The 1729-nt window shown below is 64.2% G+C and carries 1 protein-coding gene and 2 pseudogenes; all 3 read right to left on the bottom strand.

The genetic code is table 11. The features are described from left to right. Positions 1–431, bottom strand: a pseudogene (locus EOA28_RS34885) (lipid A biosynthesis lauroyl acyltransferase); the annotation flags it as partial. Between the two features lie 20 nt (positions 432–451). Continuing rightward, on the bottom strand, positions 452–1480 hold the full coding sequence (locus EOA28_RS34880) for a zinc-binding dehydrogenase (RefSeq protein ID WP_127386316.1): 1029 nt from the start codon (positions 1478–1480) through the stop codon (positions 452–454). A 115-nt stretch (positions 1481–1595) separates the two neighbouring features. After that, a pseudogene (locus EOA28_RS40690) lies at positions 1596–1729 on the bottom strand (beta-ketoacyl-ACP synthase); the annotation flags it as partial.

Genomic DNA, 1729 nt, shown 5'->3' with positions numbered 1-1729 from the left:
GTGAAGAGGATGTGCGGCTTCTTCTCGCCGGCGATCGCGACGAAATGCTCTATGCCGCGAACCTCGACCCGGCCCGGTTTCGAAGCGTCCGGGTCGAAGTCGAACAATGCATCGAGGAAGATGTATTCGGCCGCAAGGCGGGCCATGTTGCCCCACATGTCGCGCGCGATGGCCTCGATTTCGGCGTCGCTCTTTTGTGGATAGGCAAGGCGCAGATTGTTGACCGCGACGCGGTGGCGCCCGACCAGCGGACCGACCCGGCGGGCGGCGCGGTCGGCGAAGTTGAGCGCGCTGTCCGGCGGCAACAGGCGCAGCAGCGACAGCAACACCATGGCGAGCCTGGCGACCAGCCAGTGCTCCATCTGGCGCAGCCGCAGGCCGTAGCGGAACATGAAGTCCCGGCGGGCTTTCCTGAGCGCGTTGCCGACCATCCGCCTTTCCTGGAACTGCTTTAGGAAACGCGCAGGATGATCTTGCCGAAGACGTCGCGGCCTTCCATGCGCTTCAGCGCTGCATCGATGTCATCGAAACCCACCTCGGTGTCGATGACGGGGGCGACGAGACCGGCGGCCATCTTCTGCATGGCGTTGGCCATGTTCTCCATGCGGCAGCCGAAGGAACCGAGCAGCTTCAGCTGCTGCTGGAAGAGCTGCATCAGATTGACCTGGGTCGACACGCCCGAGGTCGAACCGCAGGTGACGAGACGGCCGCCGCGCTTCAGCGACAGCATCGAGCCGGCGAAGGTGTCGGCGCCGACATGCTCGAAGACGACGTCGACGCCTTTCTTCTTCGTCAGCTTGCGCACGACGCCCTCGAAACGGTCCTCACGGTAGTTGATGACATGGTCGGCGCCGAGCGCCTTCGCCTTGTCGATCTTGTCGTTCGAGCCGACCGTGGTGATGACTGTGCAGCCCATCTTCTTGGCCAACTGGATGGCAGCAGTGCCGATGCCGGAGCCGCCGGCATGGACGAGAATGGTCTCGCCGGGTTCCAGCTTGGCGTTGTCGAACAGCATGTGCTCGACCGTGCCGAAGGTCACGGGCGCGACCGCCGCGCCGATCTCGGTGACGCCGGGAGGAGCGGGTACCAGCAGGCGCGCCGGCAGGTTGATCTTCTCCTGGGCGAAGCCATCCAGATGGAAGCCATGGACGCCGGAAACATGCTCGCAGAGATTGTCACGGCCTTCGCGGCAGGCGCGGCACAGGCCGCAGGTACGCGCGCCGTAGATGGACACCAACTGCCCCGGCAGCAGGTTGGAGACTCCTGGACCGACCGCCTCGACCTCGCCGGAAGCTTCGGCGCCGACGACCAGCGGCAGCTTGCGCTTGGCGAAAGCCATGCCGCGCCAGCCCCAGACGTCGATATGGTTGAGCGCCACCGCCTTGATGCGGAGCGTCACTTCGCCCAGCGAAGGCGGCGGGGGAGGCGGCAGGTCCACCGTTTCGAGACGGCGATCCTCGATAAGTTGCAATGCGCGCATAGGGCCTGTCAGTCGGTTCTAAAGCGCGTTGCGCTTCAGGTTCTTTGTCATGCATGTCGTTGTCGCAAGACCGATTTCACTTCGGCGCGACATGCATTGGCGGAAAAATGTCCGCTTAGACCGGTTCCCGCGCCATGACAAGGCAGGTGTTCTGGCCGCCGAAGCCGAAAGAGTTCGACAAAACCCTGCCGACCTCGGCGTTGCGCTTCTTGTTCGGGACGACGTCGAGGACAATGGCCGGATCGGGAT

It is taken from the genome of Mesorhizobium sp. M2A.F.Ca.ET.067.02.1.1 (assembly GCF_004023285.1).
Classification (GTDB): Bacteria; Pseudomonadota; Alphaproteobacteria; order Rhizobiales; family Rhizobiaceae; genus Mesorhizobium.
The sequence above is the reverse complement of the archived record's forward strand: the minus strand, read 5'-3'. Positions and strand labels throughout refer to the sequence as shown.